Source organism: Enterobacter sp. KBR-315C3_2022 (genome assembly GCF_041399425.1).
GTDB lineage: Bacteria > Pseudomonadota > Gammaproteobacteria > Enterobacterales > Enterobacteriaceae > Enterobacter.
The window spans coordinates 102,927-121,960 of sequence record NZ_JBGKEB010000001.1 but is presented as its reverse complement, the minus strand read 5'-3'; the positions used below and the strand labels follow the sequence as shown (position 1 = coordinate 121,960).

The 19,034-nt window shown below is 60.2% G+C and carries 23 protein-coding genes; 16 read left to right on the top strand and 7 right to left on the bottom strand.

Features of this window, described 5'->3' with window-relative positions:
* Positions 1-67 precede the first annotated feature (67 nt).
* Positions 68-382, bottom strand: coding sequence for a flagellar hook-basal body complex protein FliE (gene fliE / locus AB8804_RS00645; RefSeq protein WP_371181976.1), 315 nt, complete (start codon positions 380-382; stop codon positions 68-70).
* 228 nt (positions 383-610) lie between these two features.
* Between fliE and fliF the strand changes: the two genes are divergently transcribed.
* From fliF to rcsA, 14 genes are all read left to right on the top strand, one after another.
* Positions 611-2,287, top strand: coding sequence for a flagellar basal-body MS-ring/collar protein FliF (gene fliF, locus AB8804_RS00640; RefSeq protein ID WP_371181975.1), 1,677 nt, complete (start codon positions 611-613; stop codon positions 2,285-2,287).
* Entirely contained in the window at positions 2,280-3,278 is a 999-nt protein-coding gene (gene fliG / locus AB8804_RS00635) for a flagellar motor switch protein FliG (RefSeq protein ID WP_112010597.1), read from the top strand. Before fliF ends, fliG begins: the two co-directional genes overlap by 8 nt.
* On the top strand, positions 3,271-3,978 hold the full coding sequence (gene fliH, locus AB8804_RS00630) for a flagellar assembly protein FliH (protein WP_371181974.1): 708 nt from the start codon (positions 3,271-3,273) through the stop codon (positions 3,976-3,978). The genes fliG and fliH overlap by 8 nt, the downstream gene beginning before the upstream one ends.
* The gene (gene fliI, locus AB8804_RS00625) at positions 3,978-5,348 is read left to right on the top strand and encodes a flagellar protein export ATPase FliI (RefSeq protein WP_112010595.1); all 1,371 of its coding nucleotides are present in this window, start codon (positions 3,978-3,980) and stop codon (positions 5,346-5,348) included. Before fliH ends, fliI begins: the two co-directional genes overlap by 1 nt.
* Positions 5,349-5,369: 21 nt before the next feature.
* Positions 5,370-5,813 carry a flagellar export protein FliJ gene (gene fliJ / locus AB8804_RS00620; RefSeq protein ID WP_371181973.1) on the top strand — a complete coding sequence of 148 codons (444 nt, stop codon included), beginning with the start codon at positions 5,370-5,372 and terminating at the stop codon, positions 5,811-5,813.
* Positions 5,810-7,018 carry a flagellar hook length control protein FliK gene (gene fliK, locus AB8804_RS00615; RefSeq protein WP_371181972.1) on the top strand — a complete coding sequence of 403 codons (1,209 nt, stop codon included), beginning with the start codon at positions 5,810-5,812 and terminating at the stop codon, positions 7,016-7,018. Before fliJ ends, fliK begins: the two co-directional genes overlap by 4 nt.
* Before the next feature lie 105 nt (positions 7,019-7,123).
* Positions 7,124-7,594 carry a flagellar basal body-associated protein FliL gene (gene fliL, locus AB8804_RS00610; protein WP_371181971.1) on the top strand — a complete coding sequence of 157 codons (471 nt, stop codon included), beginning with the start codon at positions 7,124-7,126 and terminating at the stop codon, positions 7,592-7,594.
* A gap of 4 nt (positions 7,595-7,598) precedes the next feature.
* The gene (gene fliM / locus AB8804_RS00605; RefSeq protein WP_371181970.1) at positions 7,599-8,603 is read left to right on the top strand and encodes a flagellar motor switch protein FliM; all 1,005 of its coding nucleotides are present in this window, start codon (positions 7,599-7,601) and stop codon (positions 8,601-8,603) included.
* Positions 8,600-9,013: a flagellar motor switch protein FliN gene (fliN, locus tag AB8804_RS00600; RefSeq protein ID WP_101737389.1), complete on the top strand. Its 414-nt coding sequence runs from the start codon at positions 8,600-8,602 to the stop codon at positions 9,011-9,013. Before fliM ends, fliN begins: the two co-directional genes overlap by 4 nt.
* Before the next feature lie 2 nt (positions 9,014-9,015).
* Positions 9,016-9,390: a flagellar biosynthetic protein FliO gene (fliO, locus tag AB8804_RS00595; RefSeq protein ID WP_371181969.1), complete on the top strand. Its 375-nt coding sequence runs from the start codon at positions 9,016-9,018 to the stop codon at positions 9,388-9,390.
* Positions 9,390-10,127, top strand: coding sequence for a flagellar type III secretion system pore protein FliP (fliP, locus tag AB8804_RS00590; protein ID WP_112010589.1), 738 nt, complete (start codon positions 9,390-9,392; stop codon positions 10,125-10,127). Before fliO ends, fliP begins: the two co-directional genes overlap by 1 nt.
* Positions 10,128-10,137: 10 nt before the next feature.
* Entirely contained in the window at positions 10,138-10,407 is a 270-nt protein-coding gene (fliQ, locus tag AB8804_RS00585; protein ID WP_112010588.1) for a flagellar biosynthesis protein FliQ, read from the top strand.
* Positions 10,408-10,414: 7 nt separating this feature from the next.
* Positions 10,415-11,200 carry a flagellar biosynthetic protein FliR gene (gene fliR, locus AB8804_RS00580; RefSeq protein ID WP_371181968.1) on the top strand — a complete coding sequence of 262 codons (786 nt, stop codon included), beginning with the start codon at positions 10,415-10,417 and terminating at the stop codon, positions 11,198-11,200.
* A gap of 296 nt (positions 11,201-11,496) precedes the next feature.
* Positions 11,497-12,120, top strand: a complete 624-nt coding sequence (rcsA, locus tag AB8804_RS00575) for a transcriptional regulator RcsA (RefSeq protein WP_371181967.1) — start codon at positions 11,497-11,499, stop codon at positions 12,118-12,120.
* Positions 12,121-12,217: 97 nt separating this feature from the next.
* Here rcsA and dsrB read toward each other — a convergent pair whose 3' ends face one another.
* Positions 12,218-12,406 carry a protein DsrB gene (dsrB, locus tag AB8804_RS00570; protein WP_371181964.1) on the bottom strand — a complete coding sequence of 63 codons (189 nt, stop codon included), beginning with the start codon at positions 12,404-12,406 and terminating at the stop codon, positions 12,218-12,220.
* A 127-nt stretch (positions 12,407-12,533) separates the two neighbouring features.
* Between dsrB and yodD the strand changes: the two genes are divergently transcribed.
* Entirely contained in the window at positions 12,534-12,761 is a 228-nt protein-coding gene (gene yodD / locus AB8804_RS00565) for a YodD family peroxide/acid resistance protein (RefSeq protein WP_371181961.1), read from the top strand.
* A gap of 295 nt (positions 12,762-13,056) precedes the next feature.
* Here the strand turns inward: yodD and dgcQ are convergent, their stop codons facing one another.
* From dgcQ to AB8804_RS00550, 3 genes are all read right to left on the bottom strand, one after another.
* On the bottom strand, positions 13,057-14,748 hold the full coding sequence (gene dgcQ / locus AB8804_RS00560; RefSeq protein ID WP_371181959.1) for a cellulose biosynthesis regulator diguanylate cyclase DgcQ: 1,692 nt from the start codon (positions 14,746-14,748) through the stop codon (positions 13,057-13,059).
* A 111-nt stretch (positions 14,749-14,859) separates the two neighbouring features.
* Entirely contained in the window at positions 14,860-15,042 is a 183-nt protein-coding gene (locus tag AB8804_RS00555) for a YodC family protein (RefSeq protein ID WP_371181957.1), read from the bottom strand.
* Positions 15,043-15,120: 78 nt separating this feature from the next.
* Positions 15,121-16,032, bottom strand: coding sequence for a DUF808 domain-containing protein (locus tag AB8804_RS00550; RefSeq protein WP_371181955.1), 912 nt, complete (start codon positions 16,030-16,032; stop codon positions 15,121-15,123).
* Positions 16,033-16,209: 177 nt separating this feature from the next.
* On the opposite strand from AB8804_RS00550, the gene yedA reads away from it, so the two are divergent.
* Positions 16,210-17,124 (top strand): drug/metabolite exporter YedA, encoded by a 915-nt coding sequence (gene yedA / locus AB8804_RS00545; RefSeq protein ID WP_371181953.1) that lies wholly within the window; start codon positions 16,210-16,212, stop codon positions 17,122-17,124.
* Here yedA and AB8804_RS00540 read toward each other — a convergent pair.
* Positions 17,084-17,587 carry a very short patch repair endonuclease gene (locus AB8804_RS00540; RefSeq protein WP_371181951.1) on the bottom strand — a complete coding sequence of 168 codons (504 nt, stop codon included), beginning with the start codon at positions 17,585-17,587 and terminating at the stop codon, positions 17,084-17,086. The two genes, yedA and AB8804_RS00540, sit on opposite strands and share 41 nt — an antisense overlap.
* On the bottom strand, positions 17,571-19,001 hold the full coding sequence (locus AB8804_RS00535) for a DNA cytosine methyltransferase (protein WP_371181949.1): 1,431 nt from the start codon (positions 18,999-19,001) through the stop codon (positions 17,571-17,573). The genes AB8804_RS00540 and AB8804_RS00535 overlap by 17 nt, the downstream gene beginning before the upstream one ends.
* Between the last annotated feature and the right edge of the window lie 33 nt (positions 19,002-19,034).

Here is a 19,034-nt window from a genome sequence, read left to right as displayed (position 1 = left end):
TTCCTGCATGCGAAGAAAAAAATATTGTGGCATTAAAGCGATGGCGCCGCCAGCGTAAGATCGACGGCTACACCTGCATCGACATCACTTCCTGGTACGCCGACACCAGCTTGTTGCGCACCTGAATCCCCATCTGCATCGAAACCGACGCTTTTTGCAAATCGGTCATCACATCGTTGAGCGCCACGCCCGGCTCGCCGAGGGTGAATTTTTCCGCCTGGGTGCGCGCCGCGGTTTGCGTATCGCTGATGCGGTCCAGCGCCGCGTGCAGCTGGCCGGCAAAGCTGATGCTCTGCGGCTGTTCCGCCACGTTCTGATTGCGGGCCGACATTGCCGTTGCCTGCAGCTGGCTGATAACCCCTTCGATGCCCTGTATAGCCATGACTCTCCCCTGAATGGTTTTCTACGCGGTCAAGACTAACAGTTTGTCAATGAGATAAAGGCGGTAAATAGCGTTAAAAAACCAGGTTATTTGACGCATAGAAAATCCGGAATCATCAAATAATGGCAGGGCCATCAATATGGAACTTTTGTCGTGTTTGCCGACCCGGGAGTCAGTTTTGTTTCTCTACACGAATAACGTAAACCACCAGGATTTAAGAGGTGCGCAATGAGTGCAACAGCAACGGCGCCACAGAATAAATCAGCTGAGTGGATAAACCGCCTTCACGCGAACCCTAAAATCCCGTTGATCGTGGCAGGCGCTGCCGCCATTGCGATCCTTGTAGCGATGGTCCTATGGGCGAAAAGCCCTGATTACCGCACGCTTTACAGCAACCTCTCCGATCAGGATGGCGGCGCCATCGTCACCCAGCTGACCCAGATGAACATCCCGTATCGCTTTGCCGATAACGGCGGTGCGCTGGAAGTGCCTGCCGATAAAGTGCATGAGCTTCGCCTGCGCCTGGCGCAGCAGGGCCTGCCGAAAGGCGGCGCGGTCGGCTTCGAGCTGCTGGATCAGGAAAAATTCGGCATCAGCCAGTTCAGCGAGCAGGTTAACTACCAGCGCGCCCTTGAGGGCGAGCTGGCGCGCACGATTGAAACCCTGGGCCCGGTGAAAACCGCCCGCGTGCACCTGGCGATGCCAAAGCCGTCGCTGTTCGTGCGTGAGCAAAAATCGCCGTCGGCGTCCGTCACCGTCAACCTCGAACCGGGCCGCGCGCTCGACGAGGGGCAAATCAGCGCGGTCACGCACCTGGTCTCCAGCGCGGTCGCGGGCCTGCCGCCGGGCAACGTTACGCTGGTCGATCAGAGCGGCCACCTTCTCACCCAGTCCAACACCGCCGGACGCGACCTGAACGACGCGCAGCTGAAGTATGCCGCAGACGTTGAGGGCCGCCTGCAGCGCCGCATCGAAGCGATCCTCGGCCCGGTGGTCGGCAACAGCAACGTGCACGCGCAGGTCACGGCGCAGATCGACTTTGCCAATAAAGAGCAGACCGAAGAGCAGTACAGCCCGAACGGCAACCCGTCTCAGGCGGTGATGCGCTCTCGCCAGGTGAATGAAAACGAGCAGGTTGGCGGCCCTTACCCGGGCGGCGTGCCGGGCGCGCTCTCCAACCAGCCCGCTCCGGCTAACGCGGCGCCGATCTCGACGGCTCCGGCCAACCCGCAGAACGGCCAGCAAAACAACCAGCAGACGACCTCGACGGCGAACGCCTCCGGCCCGCGCACCAGCAGCCGGAATGAAACCACCAACTACGAGGTCGACCGCACAATTCGCCACACCAAGCTCAACGTGGGCGACGTTCAGCGCCTCTCCGTGGCCGTGGTCGTGAACTACAAAACCCTGCCGGACGGCAAGCCGCTGCCGCTGACCGCCGAGCAGATGAAGCAGATCGAGGATCTGACCCGCGAGGCGATGGGCTATTCCGAGAAGCGCGGCGATACCCTTAACGTGGTCAATTCACCGTTTAACACCACGGAAGAGTCCGGCGGCGAGCTGCCGTTCTGGCAACAGCAGGCGTTTATCGACCAGCTGATCGGCGCGGGCCGCTGGCTGCTGGTGCTGATCGTGGCGTGGCTGCTGTGGCGTAAGGGCATTCGTCCACAGCTGCAGCGCCGGGCGGAAGCCGAGAAAGCCGCGCTGGAGCAGATGAGCTCCCGCCAGGAAACGGAAGACGCGGTCGAAGTGCGCCTCAGCAAAGATGAACAAATGCAGCAGCGCCGCGCCAACCAGCGCATGGGTGCCGAGGTGATGAGCCAGCGCATTCGCGAAATGTCAGATAACGATCCGCGCGTCGTCGCGCTGGTCATCCGCCAGTGGATGGGTAACGAACATGAGTAATACGCTTACGGGCACCGATAAAAGCGTCATCCTGCTGATGACCATTGGCGAAGACCGCGCGGCGGAGGTGTTTAAGCACCTCTCCCAGCGCGAGGTGCAAATTCTCAGCGCCGCGATGGCCAACGTCCGCCAAATCTCCAACAAGCAGCTGACGGACGTGCTGTCCGAGTTTGAGCAGGAAGCCGAGCAGTTTGCCGCGCTCAACATCAACGCCAACGACTACCTGCGTTCCGTGCTGGTCAAGGCGCTGGGCGAAGAGCGTGCCGCCAGCCTGCTGGAAGACATTCTGGAAACCCGCGATACCGCCAGCGGCATCGAGACGCTCAACTTTATGGAGCCGCAGAGCGCCGCCGACCTTATCCGCGACGAGCACCCGCAGATCATCGCTACCATCCTGGTTCACCTCAAGCGCGGCCAGGCGGCGGATATTCTGGCCCTGTTCGACGAGCGCCTGCGCCACGACGTGATGCTGCGTATCGCCACCTTCGGCGGCGTGCAGCCTGCCGCGCTGGCAGAGCTGACCGAGGTGCTGAACAACCTGCTCGACGGCCAGAATCTCAAGCGCAGCAAAATGGGCGGCGTGAGAACGGCGGCCGAGATCATCAACCTGATGAAAACCCAGCAGGAAGAGGCGGTCATTACCGCCGTTCGCGAGTTCGACGGCGAGCTGGCGCAGAAAATTATCGACGAGATGTTCCTGTTCGAAAACCTGGTCGAGGTGGACGACCGCAGCATCCAGCGCCTGCTTCAGGAAGTGGATTCCGAATCGCTGCTTATCGCCCTCAAGGGTGCCGAGCAGCCGCTGCGCGAGAAGTTCCTGCGCAACATGTCCCAGCGCGCCGCGGATATCCTGCGCGACGACCTGGCCAACCGCGGCCCGGTGCGCCTGTCTCAGGTGGAAAACGAGCAGAAAGCGATCCTGCTTATCGTTCGCCGCCTGGCGGAAACCGGCGAGATGGTAATCGGCAGCGGAGACGACACCTATGTCTAACGAGCTGTCCTGGACCCGCTGGACGCCCGACGATCTGGCCCCTCCCCTGACGGAGTTCACCCCGGCCATCGTCACGGCCGAAGCGGGTGAAGCCGAGGCCGACGCGCCCGAGCTGAGCGAAGAAGAGCAGCGCGCGCAGATGCTGGCGCAGCTGCAGATGCAGGCGCACGAGCAGGGCTATAACGCAGGTCTGAACGAAGGCCGGCAGAAAGGCCACGAGCAGGGCTACCAGGAAGGGCTGGCGCAGGGGCTGGAGCACGGTGCCGAGCAGGCCCGCCAGCAGCAGGCCCCGATCCACGCCCGCATGCAGCAGCTGGTCAGCGAATTTCAGAACACCCTCGACGCGCTGGACAGCGTGATTGCCTCCCGCCTGATGCAGATGGCGCTGGAGGCCGCGCGTCAGGTGATCGGCCAGACGCCGTGCGTCGATAACTCGGCGCTGATCAAGCAGATTCAGGGCCTGCTCCAGCAGGAGCCGCTGTTCAGCGGCAAGCCGCAGCTGCGCGTGCACCCTGACGATTTACAGCGCGTCGAGGAGAGCCTCGGCGCGACCCTGAGCCTGCACGGCTGGCGGCTGCGCGGCGATCCGTCGCTGCACCACGGCGGCTGCAAGGTCTCGGCAGACGAAGGCGATCTTGACGCCAGCGTGGCGACCCGCTGGCAGGAACTGTGCCGCCTGGCCGCGCCGGGAGTCGTCTGATGACCGCTCGCCTGACCCGCTGGCTCAACACGCTCGATAACTTCGAAACGAAGATGGCGCAGCTGCCCGCCGTGCGCCGCTACGGCCGCCTGACGCGCGCCACCGGGCTGGTGCTGGAAGCCACCGGGCTTCAGCTGCCGCTGGGCGCAACCTGCGTGATTGAGCGTCAGGACGGGCTGGAAACGCGCGAAGTGGAAAGCGAGGTGGTCGGCTTTAACGGCCAGCGCCTGTTCCTGATGCCGCTTGAAGAGGTGGAAGGCATTCTGCCCGGCGCGCGCGTTTACGCCAAAAACATGAGCGGCGACGGCCTGCAGAGCGGCAAGCAGCTTCCGCTCGGCCCCGCCCTGCTCGGCCGCGTGCTGGACGGCAGCGGCAAGCCGCTCGACGGCCTGCCCGCGCCGGACACCACCGAAACCGGCGCGCTGATCACCCAGCCGTTTAACCCGCTGCAGCGCACCGCCATTGAGCACGTGCTGGATACCGGCGTGCGCCCGATCAACGCCCTGCTCACGGTAGGCCGCGGGCAGCGCATGGGCCTGTTCGCGGGCTCCGGCGTCGGCAAGTCGGTCCTGCTCGGCATGATGGCGCGCTACACCCAGGCGGACGTGATCGTCGTGGGGCTGATCGGCGAGCGCGGGCGCGAAGTGAAAGACTTTATCGAGAACATTCTCGGCGCGGACGGCCGCGCCCGCTCGGTGGTGATTGCCGCCCCGGCGGACGTATCGCCGCTGCTGCGCATGCAGGGCGCGGCCTACGCCACGCGGATCGCGGAAGATTTCCGCGACCGCGGCCAGCACGTTCTGCTGATCATGGACTCCCTGACCCGCTACGCGATGGCGCAGCGTGAAATTGCCCTCGCCATCGGCGAACCTCCGGCAACCAAAGGCTACCCGCCTTCGGTCTTCGCCAAGCTGCCCGCGCTGGTTGAACGCGCGGGGAACGGCATCAGCGGCGGCGGCTCCATCACCGCGTTTTATACCGTGCTGACCGAAGGCGATGACCAGCAGGACCCGATCGCCGACTCCGCGCGCGCGATCCTCGACGGCCACATCGTGCTGTCGCGGCGGCTGGCCGAGGCCGGACACTACCCGGCCATTGATATTGAAGCGTCGATCAGCCGCGCGATGACGGCGCTGATTACCGAGAAGCACTACGCCCGCGTGCGTAACTTCAAGCAGCTGCTTTCCAGCTTCCAGCGCAACCGCGATCTGGTCAGCGTCGGGGCGTATGCCAAAGGCAGCGATCCGATGCTCGACAAGGCGATTGCCCTCTGGCCGCAGCTGGAGGCGTTTTTGCAGCAGGGAATTTTTGAACGTGCCGACTGGGAAGACTCTCTCCAGGCTCTGGAGCTGATTTTCCCGCAGGTGTAACACAGGTGGAGGGCGAAGGTCATGGCGCAAAACAGCGCGTTATCAACGCTAAAAGATCTGGCTGAAAAAGAGGTGGACGACGCCGCGCTGCAGCTCGGCGCAATGCGGCGCGGATGCCAGCAGGCCGAAGAGCAGCTGAAGATGCTGATCGACTATCAGCACGAGTATCGCACCAACCTTAATACCGACATGACGCAGGGCATTGGCAGCCAGCGCTGGATTAACTATCAGCAGTTTATCCAGACGCTTGAAAAGGCGATTGAGCAGCATCGCCAGCAGCTACACCAGTGGACTGAAAAAGTGGATACCGCGCTGACCTTCTGGCGCGAGAAAAAACAGCGGCTGCAGGCGTGGCAAACGCTACAGGACCGGCAGGTGGCCGCCACGACCCTGGCGGAAAACCGTCTGGATCAGAAGAAAATGGATGAGTTTGCCCAGCGCGCATCAATGAGGAAACCGGAATGATCACACTACAACAGCTGCTGACGACCGACAGCGACCTGCCCGGCGGCACGCCAGCGGGGAAAGGCGCCGAGGGGGCGCAGGATTTTCTCTCCCTGCTCGCGGGCGCGCTGACGGAGGCGACCGGACAGGACAAGGATGCGCCGCTCACCCTGGCAGATCTGAAGGCCGCCGGAAGCCGTCTGTCGAAAGCCGCGGATAAGGACGGCGACACCACGCTGCAGGCGAAGCTTGCGGCTCTCCTCTCCCGTCAGGACATTCAGCCTGAACATGACGCCTCGCCCGCCGATACGCTGCAAAGCCTGGTATCCGGGCTAGCGCCCGCCGCGCGCGGCGACGCCCTGAAATCGCTCACCCAGACGGCGAGCAGGGATGACGGTAAAACCGATCTGACCGACGAAGAGCTGGCCGGGCTCAGCGCGCTGATGGCGATGCTGCCGCACCAGCAGGCGGCGACGGCGGTGCCTGCCGCGCCGACCACCCGCGCCGAGGGCGTGAGCGCGCGGGCGCAGATTCAGCCGGGCCGGGACCCGCGGCCCGCGCTGAGCGGTGCGTCCTCGGGCCATGAAAAAGCGCAGGCTGGCTATCAGCCTGCGGCGCAGAGTGCGGACAACGCGCTACCTGCGGCGGCCCCGGCGGTTGCCGCGGCAGAGAAGCCGGACGTCGCCAGCGCGGCCACCTCCACCAGCCCGACCGCCACCCTGGCGCCGGTGATGGGGAGCCATTCCGCGCCGCTGCCTGCGGCCACCGTTACCACCGCCCCCGTGCTGAGCCAGCCGCTCGGCACCGGCGAATGGCAGCAGGCGCTCGGCCAGCACATTACGCTGTTCACGAAGCAGGGCCAGCAGACCGCGGAGCTGCGCCTGCACCCGGAAGATCTGGGCCAGGTCCACATCTCGCTCAAGCTCGACGATAACCAGGCCCAGCTGCAGATGGTTTCCCCGCACAGCCACGTGCGCGCCGCGCTGGAAGCCGCGCTGCCGGTGCTGCGCACCCAGCTGGCCGAAAGCGGCATTCAGCTTTCGCAGAGCAGCGTCAGCAGCGAGAGCTTTGCCGGACAGCAGCAGTCCTCTTCCCAGCACCAGCAGCAGGCGTCGCGCTCCGGCCAGCAGGGCGGATTTGGCGATGACGCGGACGAGCTGCTGCCGACCCCGGCCGCCCTGCAATCCGCCGCGCGCGGTAGCGGCGCCGTCGATATCTTCGCCTAAACGCCAGAGGTAGCGTGATTATCCCCGTCTTTTCCACGCTTTGACGCGTGCAGGACACGGGATAATCACCGTATTAGCTGTACCGAAACAGGAAGCTCGTATCAGATGACAGACTCCGCTATCACCAAAAAAAGCAAGCGTTCCATCTGGATCCCGCTGCTGGTGTTAATCACGCTCGCGGCCTGCGCCACCGCTGGCTATAGTTACTGGCGTATGCAGCAGGAACCTTCAGCCGCTGCGGCCAAAGCCGAAGCGCCTCCTCCACCCGCGCCGGTCTTCTTTGCGCTTGATACCTTTACCGTTAACCTGGGCGATGCGGACCGCGTGCTGTACGTGGGCATTACGCTGCGCCTGAAAGACGAAGCGACCCGCGCGCGCCTGAACGACTATCTCCCGGAAGTGCGTAGCCGCCTCCTGCTGCTGTTCTCTCGTCAGGACGCCTCCTCGCTTGCCACCGATGACGGCAAGCAAAAGCTGGTCGAGGCCATTAAGCAGACGCTGGCAACGCCGCTGGTTAACGGTCAACCTAAGCAGGAAGTCACTGACGTTCTGTACACAGCTTTCATTCTGCGGTAACGACATGGGCGACAGCATTCTTTCTCAGGCAGAAATCGACGCGCTGCTCAACGGCGACAGCGATAAAACAGACGATCCGCAGCCGGGTCTGAGCGGCGACGACAATATTCGTCCCTACGATCCCAACACCCAGCGCCGCGTGGTGCGCGAGCGCCTGCAGGCGCTGGAGATCATTAACGAACGCTTTGCGCGCCAGTTCCGCATGGGGCTGTTTAACCTGCTGCGCCGCAGCCCGGACATTACCGTCGGCGCGATACGCATTCAGCCCTACCACGAGTTTGCCCGCAACCTGCCGGTGCCGACCAACCTTAACCTGATTCACCTGAAGCCGCTGCGCGGCACCGGGCTGGTGGTGTTTTCCCCAAGCCTGGTGTTCATTGCGGTGGATAACCTGTTCGGCGGCGACGGCCGTTTCCCAACCAAGGTTGAAGGACGCGAGTTTACCCACACCGAGCAGCGCGTGATTAACCGCATGCTGAAGCTGGCGCTGGAGTCCTACAGCGACGCGTGGAAGGCGATCAACCCGCTGGAAGTGGAGTACGTGCGCTCCGAGATGCAGGTGAAATTTACCAACATCACCACCTCGCCCAACGACATCGTGGTAAACACGCCGTTCCACGTGGAGATCGGCAACCTGACCGGCGAGTTCAACATCTGCCTGCCGTTCAGCATGATCGAACCGCTGCGCGAGCTGCTGGTGAACCCGCCGCTGGAGAACTCCCGCAACGAGGATCAGAACTGGCGTGAAAACCTGGTTCGCCAGGTGCAGCATTCCCAGCTCGAGCTGGTGGCGAACTTTGCCGATATCTCAATGCGGCTCTCGCAGATCCTGAAATTACAACCCGGCGACGTGCTGCCGATAGATAAACCCGACCGCATCATTGCCCATGTGGATGGAGTACCGGTGCTGACCAGCCAGTACGGCACCATTAACGGTCAGTACGCGTTACGCGTTGAGCACTTGATCAACCCGATTTTAAATTCGCTGAATGAGGAACAGCCCAAATGAGTGACATGAACAATCCGTCCGATGAGAACAGCGGAGCACTGGACGATCTGTGGGCTGACGCGTTAAACGAGCAGAAAACGACCCCGAGCAAAAGCGCGGCGGACGCCGTGTTCCAGCAGCTGGGCGGCGGCGACGTGAGCGGCACGCTTCAGGATATCGATCTGATTATGGATATTCCGGTCAAATTGACCGTCGAGCTGGGCCGCACCCGGATGACCATCAAGGAGCTGCTGCGCCTGACGCAGGGTTCCGTCGTAGCGCTTGACGGGCTGGCCGGCGAGCCGCTGGATATCCTGATCAACGGCTATCTGATTGCGCAGGGTGAAGTGGTGGTGGTGGCCGATAAATACGGCGTGCGCATCACCGACATCATCACCCCGTCTGAGCGCATGCGCCGCCTGAGCCGCTAAGCATGAAAACCCAGGCAAGCGTATCGCAGCCCTCCGCCGTTCCGGGCTCGCCGCTGCTCCAGGTGAGCGGCGCGCTGTTCGGTATTATTGCCTTTATCCTCATCGCCGCGTGGCTGGCGAAGCGCTTTGGCCTGGCGGGTAAAACCGTCGCCGCGCGCGGCCTGAAGGTCAGCGCCAGCGCCTCGCTGGGGCCGCGCGAGCGCGTGGTCATCGTTGACGTGGAAGACGCGCGCCTGGTGCTGGGCGTGACCGCCTCGAACGTTAACCTGCTGCACACGCTGCCGCCGGCTCCCGCCGCACAGGATGCGGTAGCGGAAAACCCGGCGGATTTTCAGTCCGTCATGAAGAGTTTGCTTAAGCGTTCCGGGAGATCGTGATGCGCCGTTTGTTGTCCCTTTCGCTTGCGGGCGTTGGCCTGTTTGCTCCCGCCGTCTATGCACAGCTGCCGGGCCTGGTCTCCACGCCGCTCGCCGGAGGCGGCCAGAGCTGGTCGCTGCCCGTTCAGACGCTGGTTTTCATTACCTCGCTGACCTTTATTCCGGCCATTTTGCTGATGATGACCAGCTTTACCCGCATCATCATCGTGTTTGGCCTGCTGCGAAACGCGCTCGGCACGCCGTCGGCCCCGCCGAACCAGGTGCTGCTCGGCCTCGCCCTGTTTCTGACCTTTTTTATTATGTCCCCGGTCATCGATAAGATTTATACCGACGCCTACCAGCCGTTCAGCGAGGACAAGATCTCGATGCAGGAGGCGCTGGACAAGGGCGCGCAGCCGCTGCGCGAGTTTATGCTCCGCCAGACGCGCGAGGCGGATCTGGCCCTGTTTGCGCGCCTGGCGAACACGGGCGAAATTCAGGGGCCGGAAGCCGTGCCGATGCGCATCCTGCTGCCCGCCTACGTCACCAGCGAGCTGAAAACGGCGTTCCAGATCGGCTTTACCATTTTCATTCCGTTCCTGATTATCGACCTGGTGATTGCCAGCGTCCTGATGGCGCTGGGGATGATGATGGTGCCCCCGGCCACCATCGCCCTGCCCTTTAAGATCATGCTGTTCGTGCTGGTTGACGGCTGGCAGCTGCTGGTGAGTTCGCTGGCGCAAAGTTTCTACAGCTGAGGAGCGCGAAATGACGCCGGAATCGGTCATGATGATGGGCACGGAAGCGATGAAGGTCGCGATTGCCGTTGCCGCCCCGCTGCTTCTCGTTGCGCTGGTCACCGGCCTGATTATCAGTATCCTGCAGGCCGCCACGCAGATTAACGAAATGACGCTGTCGTTTATCCCGAAAATTATCGCCGTCTTTGTGGCGATCGTCGTCGCCGGGCCGTGGATGCTCAACCTGCTGCTGGACTACATGCGCAACCTGTTCACCAACCTGCCGTACATCATCGGCTGATATCACGATGCTGCACTTCACCAGCGATCAATGGATGCAGTGGCTCGGCCTGTACTTCTGGCCGATGCTGCGCGTGCTGGCGCTTATTTCAACGGCCCCCATTCTGAGCGAGAAGGCCATTCCCAAGCGCGTCAAGCTGGGCCTCGGGATCGTTATCACCGTCATCATTGCCCCGTCGCTGCCGCCGGTGAATATTCCTATTTTTTCCGCCAACGCGGTATGGGTTGCGCTGCAGCAGGTGATGATCGGCGTGGCCGTGGGGTTCACGATGCAGCTAGCCTTTGCCGCCGTTCGTACCGCCGGGGAGCTGATTGGCCTGCAGATGGGGCTGTCGTTTGCGACCTTCGTTGATCCGGGAAGCCACCTCAACATGCCCGTTATCGCCCGCATTATCGATATGCTGGCGATGCTGCTGTTTCTGTCGTTCAACGGCCATTTGTGGCTGATCTCCCTGCTGGTCGATACGTTCCACACCCTGCCAATTGGCGAAAACCCGGTAAACAGCAACGCGTTTCTGGCGCTGGTGCGCGCGGCGGGCCTGATTTTCCTCAACGGGCTGATGCTGGCGCTGCCGATCATCACCCTGCTGTTGACCGTAAACCTCTCATTAGGGCTGCTGAACAGAATGGCGCCGCAGCTTTCGGTATTTGTCATCGGTTTTCCGATTACCCTGATGGTCGGACTTTTATTACTGTCATTCCTGATGCCACTTATCGCCCCCTTCTGCGAACATTTATTCAGCGAGATATTCAACCTCTTAGCGGATATAGTCAGCGAATTACCACGCAAATAATAAACCGCACTCTCCGCAATGTCTTTCTGAGGATATTCCTAAAATAAATCATGGAAAACATCTACCAGGATATAACTGGTGCGGTTTAAATGTTTCTAACCACTTCACAATACTTAATATTTACTTTACTTTAAGAAGATTCCTGGCAAATTATACGTAACTTTACGGGATAGTGAGTGCCGCCTGAAAGTCTTTGTCATGCTCACAGGTTTATTACGTTTTTCCATCCCGTATGGCTGTTTATGAGCTCTCAGGCAGATGGTGAATTATCGTTACGCATTGAGTGAGGGTATGCCATGTCAACGATCATTATGGATTTATGCAGCTACACCCGGTTAGGGCTAACAGGGTATTTGGCAAGCAGAGGGGTACGAAAGAGAGAAATCAACGATGCACACACCGTTGACGAACTTGCAGCCGCTTGTGAGGAGTTTACGCCAGGCGTGGTGTTTATTAATGAGGACTGTTTCATACACGACCCAGCCAACAGTCAGAAAATTAAGCTAATCATTAATCAGCATCCGAAGACAATGTTTATTGTTTTTATGGCGATAGCCAATATTCACTTTGACGAATATTTGCTGGTCAGGAAAAATTTATTGATCAGCTCAAAATCGATAAAGCCGGAGTCACTGGACGACATCCTGGGTGATTATTTGAATAAAGAAGTAAAAAAAGTTGGGGTGGTTAACTTGCCCACCCTGTCATTAAGTAGAACTGAATCAAGCATGTTGCGTATGTGGATGGCCGGACAAGGTACTATTCAGATTTCCGATCAGATGAATATCAAAGCCAAGACCGTTTCATCGCACAAAGGAAATATTAAAAGGAAAATTAAAACCCATAATAAGCAAGTCATATATCATGTAGTGCGCCTGACCGATAATGTGACGAATGGGATATTCGTTAATATGCGCTGATCGGCTTTTTACCTGCTGTTCCCTACCTTCTATCTCTGGCCTGGCCAGAGATTTTTGCTATTTGTCGTTCGGAGTCGGGCGTGCACCCGACATCGCGCTATTCGGCCATTTCGACAAAGATGCCGTCCGGATGACCCAGCTCGTTAAAGAACCAGATGCCGAGAGGGTAATCTTCCAGCGATACCAGGTACATGGTGCCTTCACTAAACTCTTCAATCGCCAGCACGACGCCTGGGCGGCGCGGCCCGCCGTCCGTTTTGACAGTGACCCGATCGTTGACCTTCATAGATTCCTCCTGTGGTTTTGAGCCAGTGTAGAACAAAACGGATTATCTGACACCGTTCTCCCGGCGCGAATGGCGTTTTTCTGCGCGGTCTATACTGTGTAGGACACGCTTAACGGAGGTAACTGCAATGAAGACCGATAAAGAGTACAGCGACACCATCAAACGCGAGGTTGAAGTGGACGTCGATGCCCTGCTTGCCGCGATCAATGAGATCAGCGAGTCCGAAGTGCGGCGTACGAACGACGACTCCGACAGGGTCATTGTGAACGGGAGGGACTATCACACCTATCGCGAGCTGGCCGAAGCCTTCGAGCTCGACATTCACGATTTCAGCGTCTCTGAGACCAATCGCTGAGGCGAAAAAAATCCCGGCCATGGGGATGACCGGGATGAAACTTGCTTATGCAAGAAGCACTTGAAAATTCGTTACACCAGGAAATCTGATGCAGCAGCCACAGTATCCTCAACCCCTGTGGCTGACAAGCATATATTCTGTTGATGAATGTATAACTTTTCGCCAGGTAATTTCTTAAAAAAGAGAAGTGCGCGCCGAATGCGGGTCTCAGAAGAGTTCGCAGTCATTATTGCTGCCTTAACGGCAATTTTTTAAGAATATTCCTAAGACGCTTCGCGTCATGCATCAACACTCCTTATGCTTTACCCTCATCGCGCCATACCACGCGGTTGCGCCCGCGCTGCTTGGCCTGATAGAGCCTGTCGTCAGCGATCGACTGGAGCTGCTCGAAGCTATAGTTCCCCTTCTCGTGCGCGCAGCTCACGCCGAACGATGCGCTGATGCGGATGGTGGTACTCTTCTTCACGAGGATCTCTTTTGCGTCGATGCGCAAGCGTATCCGCTCGGCGATCGCCGCCGCTTCCGGCAGCGCTATGCCCGGCAGAACGACGCAGAACTCCTCTCCCCCGACGCGCCCGGCCACGTCGTTATCGCGCAGCCCGCTGGCGATGATGCCCGCGGCGTGGGACAGCACCTTATCGCCCGCCTGATGACCAAAGCGGTCGTTGATGCACTTGAAGTGGTCGAGATCGATCTGGATAACGGAGAACGGCCGCGACTGCTGCTGGCATTGTTCTCCCAGCGCTATGGCCTGTTCGAACAGCGCGCCGCGGTTGTGCAGGCGCGTGAGCGGGTCGTGCCAGGCCTGCCACTGCAGCGAGTGCTGCAGCGTATACATATTGCTGACCATCCGGCGAATGACCAGCCAGGAGATCAGCAGCATTGCGGTGAACAAGGCCCACAGCAGCGCCAGCACGATGCTGATGCTGCCGAAATCCCCGCGCACGCCCTCGTCCAGCGTATGGACGCGCAGCATAACCCCGTCAAAGTGATCCAGCCGCTCCCAGCTTACGAAGCGGCTGCCTAAGCGCACCCCGCCTTTGGTGTCGCTTTCGATCGCATGGGCAATCTGGGCCAGCTCATCGGCGTCAAACTGATTGATGCTGCTGGCCGACGCCTCTGAGGAGGCGATGAGCGACAGCCGGGTGTCGTAAAGCTGGTATTCCCCTTCCGTGCGGTCGTCCACCGCGTCCGCCAGAAGACGCCGGATGGTCTCTTTCGTGAAGTCCATGGCGATGACGCCGTACCAGTAGTGATCCAGGTAGACCGGCACGCTAGCGGTTATCGTTCCGGCACCGTGTGAAGAAGAGGAAAAAAACCAGCGCACGCCGCGAGCGCGGTTTTCGCGCTCGGACTGGCGGGTAAACCAGGGCTGAGTGACAAACTGGTAATAGCGCGACACCGCGTCGACATTCTTCGCGGTCGTATCCGTGGCGAGCCAAAAGCCGGCGCGGGAGACGTACATGCCGCGCGCTTCCTTTTTGCCGTTCGACGAGGCCAGGCGCAGCAAATACCCTACCTCCAGCGCGGCGGAGATTTCACGATCGAGCCGATCGTCATCGCGGTTGAGAAGCGTGGTTTTTTCCACAAAGGCGTCGGACACGCCGTTGATCGGCAGCGTGCGATTCTTATCAACGGCCAGCTGCCAGGAGGTGTGCGTACGCACGACGTTAAAGCGCGAAACGGCATCCTGCAGCACGGCAAAGGCCAGCGGCGTATGGAGCGCTTCGCCCATGCTCTTTCGAAAGAAAAGCAGCTTATCGACGCTGAACTGCAGCTGGCGATCCAGCGAGCTGGCGACCGTTTCCAGGTGATTGCGCTGGCTTGAGATATATGCGCCTTCAAGCACCACCACCTCACGCCAGGTCAGGAGGGTCGAAAAGACCAGCACCACCAGAAAACAGAGATTAACAATCAGACCGGGATTGCTGCGCTTGCGCAGCCATTGCAGAATAAATCGCTTTAAATCGTCGGTATCGCGCTGCACACACACTCCCTGATTGCCACTTTACATCCTCCGCACGTACCCCAGACGCGCGAAACCCGGCAGTTCGATAGCCAGCAGTAAAAACGCCCGGCAGGGCCGGGCGTCGCGTGATTACGCCATATCGTGCTTTTGCCGCCCGTCTCCCGGCTGAAGCTCATCTTCACGAAAAGCCTCCCGTTTGATGCCATATCCATCGTGCCAACGGCATTCCACCATTCCGCTGGAATAACCGGTTACGATCATGCTCGGGCCGCCGCTCTTAGGCTTAACTTCATCACTGACCAAAAAGACCATACCTGCCTCCTGTATCAGGGTGAAACGTTATCAATTTAGACGAGGAACGGCCTTTTTGCATACTGCATAAAGTAACAATTAATGCGACGATCCGCGCGCTTTTTCTACCAGCTTAACGGCGGCAACCACGATGCTGCCGATAATAAAGCCCAGTACCAGGTTCAGCAGCGTCGGCAGAATCGAGGCCACAACCGCGCCCTGAGAGGAGGCAAAATGCTCAATCGCATGGTGAAGCGGCGCAATGCCGTGTACCACAATGCCGCCGCCCACGAGGAACATCGCTAAGGTCCCGACGACCGACAGACTTTTCATCAGCCACGGCGCCATCACCAGCAGCCCTTTGCCGACGCCACGCACCACGGCGCTTTTTTTCTTCTCCAGCCAGTAGCCCATATCGTCCAGCTTGACGATAACCCCCACCAGGCCGTACACGCCGATCGTCACCAGAATCGCGATGCCCGCCAGGATCAGCACCTGGTTGAGCAGCGGTGACTCGGAGACGATTCCGAGGGTGATCGCCACGATTTCCGCCGAGAGAATAAAATCGGTGCGAATGGCGCCTTTTACCTTGTCGCGCTCGAAGGTTTTGGGATCCTGCGCGGCAAGCGACTCCAGGCGCTGCTGCCGCACTTCAGGCGTGTCGCTCTCCTTGCGCGAGGCCAGCGTATGCACCACCTTCTCGACCCCTTCGTAACACAAAAACGCGCCGCCAATCATCAGCAGCGGCGTAATGGCCCAGGGGATAAAGGCGCTGATCAGCAGCGCCAGCGGCACGAGGATCACCTTATTGAGGAACGACCCCTTCGCCACGGCCCAGACGACGGGCAGCTCGCGGTTTGCCCGAACGCCGCTCACCTGCTGGGCGTTAAGGGATAAATCATCGCCCAGCACGCCGGCCGTTTTCTTCGCGGCCAGTTTTCCCATGACGGAAATATCGTCCAGCAAAGTGGCAATATCGTCCAGTAATGTTAATAAGCTACTTCCTGCCAAAATCCTATCCTTCTTGTTTTAGTAATGACATGAACAGTATGGAGCAAAACCCGAAACCCGGAAACAGGCACATTAAGTCAACATAAAATTCACGTTACAAACACAATTAAAGCACTCGCCAGCCCGATAGTTTTGGCGTTTACTATGAGCGACCTTTTTATTCCGTCGTGAGGGATTATGCGTTTCCGGCACTTATTACCGCTCATTGGGGCGCTTTTTTCGCTGTATATCATCTGGGGTTCCACCTATTTCGTTATTCGTATCGGTGTGGAAAGCTGGCCGCCGCTGCTGATGGCCGGCGTGCGTTTTCTTTCCGCCGGGATCCTGCTGCTGGCCTTTCTGCTGCTTCGCGGCCACAGGCTCCCGCCGCTTCGCCCGATGCTTAACGCCGCCCTGATTGGCCTGCTGCTGCTGGCTGTGGGCAACGGGTTTGTGACCATTGCGGAGCACCGCAACGTGCCGTCCGGCATTGCGGCAGTGGTGGTGGCGACCGTGCCGCTGTTCACGCTCTGCTTTAGCCGCCTGTTTGGCATTCGCACCCGCAAGCTGGAGTGGCTGGGCATTGCTATCGGGCTTGCCGGGATCGTGATGCTGAACAGCGGCGGCAACCTGAGCGGCAACCCATGGGGCGCGGTGATTATTCTGATTGGCTCGATGAGTTGGGCGTTTGGGTCGGTGTACGGCTCGCGCATTACGCTGCCGACCGGGATGATGGCCGGAGCGATTGAGATGCTGGCGGCAGGCATCGTGCTGCTTATCGCCTCGCTGCTGACCGGCGAGAAGCTGACGGCGATGCCGCCGCTTTCTGGCTTCCTCGCCGTGGGCTATCTGGCGCTGTTTGGCTCGGTGATCGCCATCAACGCCTATATGTTCCTGATCCGCAACGTCTCCCCTGCCGTCGCCACCAGCTATGCCTACGTTAACCCGGTGGTCGCCGTGCTGTTGGGAACCGGTTTTGCCGGCGAAACGCTCTCCACCATTGAGTGGCTGGCGCTGGGGGTGATTGTGTTTGCGGTGGTGCTGGTGACGCTGGGCAAATACCTGCTGCCCGCTAAGCCGGTGGTGACGCCCTGTGAGGCGGAGAAACCGTAACCGGGTGAATGCCCTGTGTGTCGATCTGCGCGGCCTGACCGCCGCCGCAGATCCACTCTTCCAGCCGCTCCGCCAGCGCCGCATCCGTCAGCTTTAGCCTTCCCCGCAGCGCGCACTCCCAGACCACCAGCACCCGCCAGCCCTGCGCGATCAGCGCGGCGGTATCGCGGGCGTCGCGCGCCACGTTCTTGCCAATCTTCTCCAGCCAGAAATCGGTGCGGGTCGCGGGGACTTTGAACAGGTAGCAGTCGTGGTGATGCCAGAAGCAGCCGTGGGTGAAAATGATGCACTGATAGTCATCAACCACGAAATCCGGACGCCCGGCGAGCGCCGCGTCCTGCACGCTATACGTAAACCCGGCGTGTGCCAGCAGGCCCGCCAGGCGCTTTTCAATCGCGGTGTCACGCGTGCCGATGGCACGCATGTTTTTACTGCGCGTGGCTTTACTATGCACGTCCGTCATTGACGGCCTCGCCCGCGCGCAGCGCCACGGCCTGCGCAATCCGCGAGGCCAGCAGCTTAGCCACCGCGGCGAACGCGGGCACCACGACGGAGTTACCGAACTGGCGGTAGGCCTGGGTGTCCGACACCGGAATGCGGAAGCTGTAGCCCTGCGGCGTTTCGAACCCCATCAGGCGCGCGCACTCGCGCGGCGTAAGGCGACGCGGGCGGTGAAGCTGGTTTTGCGGATCGTCAAAATCCTGCTCGCCGAGCGCCTTATTCCACCCCCGGTCGATGAGGATTTCCGCCCCGTCCTTATAGTACCGCGCCGACAGCGTGCGCGTGACGCTGTGCGGATCGGTCGGATTCACCATCCCGAAGCCAAAGCCGTTCCCCTTCGCCTGATGCTTTTTGGCATAGCGGTAGAGGTACTTCCACAGCACCGGGGTAAGAATAAATTTCGCGTCTACGGCAGGCTCCAGCAGATCGGCCACCGTCGGGCGGCACGCCGGATACAGCGCCGGAATGTCGCGCAGGGTGAAATCGCCCTTCAGGTTCAGATCGCGGCGGAACCCCGCCAGCACGATGCGCTCCCGGTGCTGCGGCAGGAAATGCTTGCCGTCGATGATTTTCGGATCGTCGGCGCCCATGTGCTCCGAGTCGGCCACGTCGTAGCCCAGCTCGTCCAGCGTTTGCATGATGATGCGGAAGGTTTTGCCGCCGTCGTGGCTTTTCAGGTTCTTCACGTTCTCCAGCACGAAAATGGGCGGGCGACGCGCGTCGATGATGCGCACAACGTCAAAAAACAGCGTGCCCTGCGTGTCGCAGGCAAAGCCGTGGGCGCGGCCGAGCGCGTTTTTCTTTGATACGCCCGCCAGCGAAAACGGCTGGCAGGGGAAGCCCGCCAGCAGAACGTCGTGCGCCGGAATCGCCTTGCGGATATGCTCCGCGGCCTCTTCATCGCTGACGCCGCTTTTATGGCTCAGGGTCACGTCGCGGATATCGGCGTTGAAGCGGTGCTCATGCGGATCGCAATACCAGTTGGCTTTATAGGTGCGCACCGCGTGCTTGTTCCACTCGCTGGTAAAAACGCACTGCCCGCCGATGGCCTCAAACCCGTGGCGAATGCCGCCGATGCCGGCGAAGAGATCGATAAAGCGGAAGGCGTAGTGCGGATGCGCGGCAGGCGGGCGCGGAAGCAGGTTCTGCAGGTAGCGAAACTCGCCTTCGCTCAGGCGGTGCCCCGCGCGGTCGCTGGTGAGCAGTCTTTTGAGAATGGCCGGGCTCCAGTGGCTCTCGCCGTGCGCCGCGAGCTGGTTTGCCAGGGTTTTTGCATCGTAGATATCCAGCAGCTGGCTCAGCAATGCCTGCACCGTTGCCGTTGATTTCACCACCCGCCCGGACGCGGGTTCCATCACTGATTGTAATTCCTGCATTCTCTCAACCGCACAATATAGACTGAAAACAGA